This window comes from Deltaproteobacteria bacterium (genome assembly GCA_016875395.1).
Taxonomy (GTDB): Bacteria; Myxococcota_A; UBA9160; order UBA9160; family UBA6930; genus VGRF01.
On record VGRF01000062.1, the window covers coordinates 1 to 4,025 of the forward strand.

The following is a 4,025-nucleotide window of genomic DNA, read 5'->3' on the forward strand; positions in this document are numbered from 1 at the left end:
CGAGCCGACGATCCCGAACACGTGGGTCACGCCCTGCGAAACGAGCGTCTCGACGAACGCCTCGGAAGGGGTCATGCGCTGCTTCGCCATCGGTGCACCTCGCGAAAGGGCGAGCGAGTCTGACACATCGGGGACGCGATCGGACGGAAGCGCGCACCAAATCGATGAGTCGGCGTCTGACGCGAACCCCTCGATTCCGCAGAATCGCTAGCTCCGCGTCAGACGCGAACTCCTCGATTTCGCGGTATCTGCCCGCGCGATGCAACAGGCCCTCGCGGTGCTTAATGCCGGCTCGTCGAGCCTCAAATTCGCGGTGTATCGGCTCGCGCGCGGCGCGGCTCCCGAGCGCGTGCTGCGGGGTGCGATCGAGGGCGTGAGTGGCGCGGATGCGCACGCGCGCGCGCTCGCCGCGTTCGAGCTTCGCCTCGCGAGCGAAGCGCCCACGCTTCACCTCGTCGCCGCGGGGCATCGCGTGGTGCACGGGGGCGCGCGCTTCACGGCGCCCGCGCTCGTCACGGACGCGGTGCTCGCGGAGCTGCGCGCACTCGTGCCGCTCGCGCCGCGACATCAGCCGCACGCGATCGCCGCGATCGAGACGCTGCGCGCGGCGCGGCCCGAGCTTGCGCAGGTTGCGTGCTTCGACACCGCGTTCCACCACACGCTGCCCGAGGTTGCGCGCCGCTTCGCGCTGCCGCAGGCGCTCTACGACGCCGGCATTCGCCGCTACGGCTTCCACGGTCTCTCGCTCGAATCGATCGTCGCGCAGCTCCCCCAACAACTCGATGAACGCGCGGACGGTCGCGTGATCGTGCTCCATCTCGGCAGCGGCGCGAGCGCGACCGCGCTGCGCGGGCGAACGAGCGTCGCTACCAGCATGGGCCTCACGCCGCTCGACGGCCTCGTGATGGGAACGCGCGCCGGCGCGCTCGATCCCGGCGTGCTGCTGCATCTCCTGCGCGACGGCTGGGACGAAGCGCGCCTCGCGCGGCTGCTCTACGACGAGAGCGGCTTGCTGGGTGTGAGCGGCATCTCGCGCGATCTGCGTGCGCTACTCGCGAGCGAGGCGCCCGCCGCGAAGCTCGCCCTCGACCTGTTCGTGGAGAGCATCGTGCGCGAAGTCGGCGGGCAGGCCGTGTTGTTAGGCGGCCTCGACGCGCTCGTGTTCACCGGCGGCATCGGCGAGAACGCCGCCGAAGTGCGCGCGCGTGTGTGCGAGCGTCTCGCGTGGCTCGGTATGGCGCTCGATGCAGAAGCGAATGCGCGTGGCGGGCTGCGCATCACGCGCGAGGGGAGCGCAGTGTCGTGCTGGGTGCTCGCGACGGACGAAGAGGGCGTGATCGCGCGGGCGACGGCGGAGCTGCTGCGCTGATCCCTAGTTCAGTCCGGCCTCGATGGTGCCTACGACCTCAGCGAGCGAGAGCGTGAACCAACCTGCATCTTCGGCATCGAAGGCCTCACGCCAGGCCGCGTATCCATCGGAGAACTGTTCGAGGTTCGGGGTCTCCGAGGTCAGCTCAGTGACGCTTCGAGCGAGAGCTTCCTCGGCGATCGGTGTATGAGCGACCACCGAGCCCACTTCCCCGCCCGCCTTGATCACGAGTCCGGTCAACTTCACGTGAACGATGATGTTGTCTCCGATGGAATCGATCTTTCCGACATGAGCGCGTGAAGCGGTCTCTCCTTCTCGCGTCTTGTACTTCCACACCTGACCCACCGAGAACTGTGTGCTCGTCGCTGTTCGCAGCTCCTCGTCGGCCCAGAGCGCCGTGGAGAACAGGAGGGCCACGACTCCAGCAGCCAAGCGCGTGCGCGCGTTCATCGCGCCGCCTCGAACACCATCGCCCCCCGCGACACCGTCTCCAGCACGCGCAGCTCGAGCAGCTTCTCCCGCCCCAGCTCCACGGGATCGCGCGAGAGCACGACCAGGTCGGCGAGCTTTCCCAGCGTCAGCGTGCCGCGCTCGTTCTCGGCGAAGTACTGGCGCGCGCCGTTCGCGGTGAGCGCGCGCAGCGCCTCTTCGACGCTCACGCGCTGCTCGGCGCCTAACACCTGGCCGCTCCGCGTGAGGCGATTCGTGGTCGCCCACAACAAGCGGATCGCGTCGGGCGGCACGACGGGCGCGTCGTTGTGGATGGTGAACGCGATGCCGCGGTCCTGCGCGGAGCGAGTGGGGCTGATGCGCATCGCGCGCGGCACGCCGAGCACGGAGTCGCGGTGCCAGTCGCCCCAGAAGAACGGGTGCGCGCTGAAGAAGGACGGGATCATGCCGAGCGCGCGCATGCGATCGAGCTGGTCCTCGCGCAGCGTCTGCGCGTGAATCATCACGGTGCGGTGGTCGCGTTCTGGAGCGAGCGCTGCGGCCTTCGTCACCGCCTCGATCAGCACGTCCTCCGCGGCGTCGCCGTTGGCGTGGGCGATCACGGGAATGCCGGCGGGCAGGAAGCGCGCGAGCGCGGCGTCCACGAATTCGGCAGGGATCATCGGATAGCCGCGGTAGCTCGCGTCCTTTCCGGGCGGCGGCACGTGATACGGCTTTGTTAGGTACGCGGTCTTGCCTTGCGGCGAGCCGTCGAGCACGAGCTTCATGCCGCCCCACGCGACGCGCCCCGAGAACTCGCGTAGCTTCGCCTCGGGCAGCGCCTGACCCTCCGCGCGCACGACGGGGAAGTACACGACGTCGAGCTGCGCGCGGCCCGATGCGGCGAGTCGCTGCAGCGCTGCGATGTCGCCCGCGCCGCTCGCGCCGTCCTGCACGAGCGTGAAGCCGTTCGCGGCGTGAATGCCGAGCGCGCGCTCGAGCTGCTCGACGCTCACCGGCGCGACGAGCGGGCTTTTCCCCAACACCGCGTAGAGCGCCGTCTCCTCGAGCACGCCGTTCGGCTCGTTCGAGCCTTCGCGCCGCCGGATGTGTCCGCCCGGCGGATCGGGCGTCTCGGCCGTAACACCTGCGGCCGCGAGCGCCGCGCTGTTCGCGGCGGCGAGATGACCAGAGACGTGCAGGATCGCGAGCGGCCGGTCGGAGGCGACGGCGTCGAGGTCGTCGCGCGTCGGGTGGCGCTGCTCCGCGAGCAGCGAGTCGTCGTAGCCCCAGCCGAGCGCCCACGCGCCCGGCGCCGGCGACGTTGCGGCGAGATGCGCACGCAGCGTGTCCTGCAGCTCCGCGATGGTTGTTACGGGGCCGACCGGCGGCGACGACACGTTCGCGTGATCGACGAAGCCGGCGAGCATCGCGACGTGGCCGTGCGAGTCGACGAAGCCCGGCAGCAGAGCCCGCTCGCCGAGCTCGACGACGCGCGTATCCGCGCCGACGTGCGAGCGGCACGCATCGTCCGCCGCAACGCACACGATCTTCTCGCCGCTCACGGCCAGCGAGTGCGCGCGCGGCAGCGCGGGATCGAGAGTGAGGATGTGGTCTCCGAGGTAGACGATCGAAGCGGGCTCGAGCGGGGGCCAGATGGGCTCGGTCTTCGAGCCCGATTCGCGCGGCGCCCCTGCGCACGCGAGAGCTGTTAGGGCGAAGGCAAACAGGACGTGCGAGGCGCGGCCGAGCATGGCTTCTCCGATCGCCGCGAGAGTGCCACGGCGCGAGCGATTCAGCGTTCCGAGATCGCGAGAGTTGCGCGCTAGATCCGCGCGCGAAGCGCACGCTCGTGGCGATGAGAGCGCCCCGACTCGGCGTAATCTCCGATTCCATGACGCGCCGCCTCGACCTCATCGCCGGCAACGGCCTCCTGCAGCGCCGCGCGTTCCTCGCCGACGCGCTGCTCGTGCCCGGCGCGTTCGCGGCGATGCGCGCGCGCGGAGAAGGACTCGCGGATGCGCCTTGGTCGCGGCAGCCCGGCGCTCCGCCGCGCGGCTACGGCATGCCCGCGCCGCAGGAGAGCGGCGTCGTGCGCGCGACCTACACGGACACGCCGGGCGTCGCGCCGGGCGCTGCCGTGTCCTTCACGCCGCTCGAGAAGCTGCGCGGGCGCATCACGCCGAACGGTCTGCACTTCGAGCGGCACCACGCGGGCGTTCCCGCC

General features: G+C 70.6%; 4 protein-coding genes. 2 read left to right on the forward strand and 2 right to left on the reverse strand.

The genetic code is table 11. The annotated features are described in order from the left end of the window. Positions 1 to 259 precede the first annotated feature (259 nt). Positions 260 to 1,369: an acetate/propionate family kinase gene (locus FJ091_21900; protein ID MBM4386005.1), complete on the forward strand. Its 1,110-nt coding sequence runs from the start codon at positions 260 to 262 to the stop codon at positions 1,367 to 1,369. Between the two features lie 3 nt (positions 1,370 to 1,372). Here the strand turns inward: FJ091_21900 and FJ091_21905 are convergent, their stop codons facing one another. Together FJ091_21905 and FJ091_21910 are read right to left on the reverse strand one after the other, a co-directional pair. Next, positions 1,373 to 1,819 (reverse strand): hypothetical protein, encoded by a 447-nt coding sequence (locus FJ091_21905; protein ID MBM4386006.1) that lies wholly within the window; start codon positions 1,817 to 1,819, stop codon positions 1,373 to 1,375. After that, positions 1,816 to 3,552, reverse strand: coding sequence for an amidohydrolase (locus FJ091_21910; protein ID MBM4386007.1), 1,737 nt, complete (start codon positions 3,550 to 3,552; stop codon positions 1,816 to 1,818). Before FJ091_21910 ends, FJ091_21905 begins: the two co-directional genes overlap by 4 nt. Positions 3,553 to 3,692: 140 nt before the next feature. Between FJ091_21910 and FJ091_21915 the strand changes: the two genes are divergently transcribed. After that, positions 3,693 to 4,025 (forward strand): sulfite dehydrogenase (locus FJ091_21915; GenBank protein ID MBM4386008.1); only part of this gene is annotated, 333 nt, incomplete at its 3' end.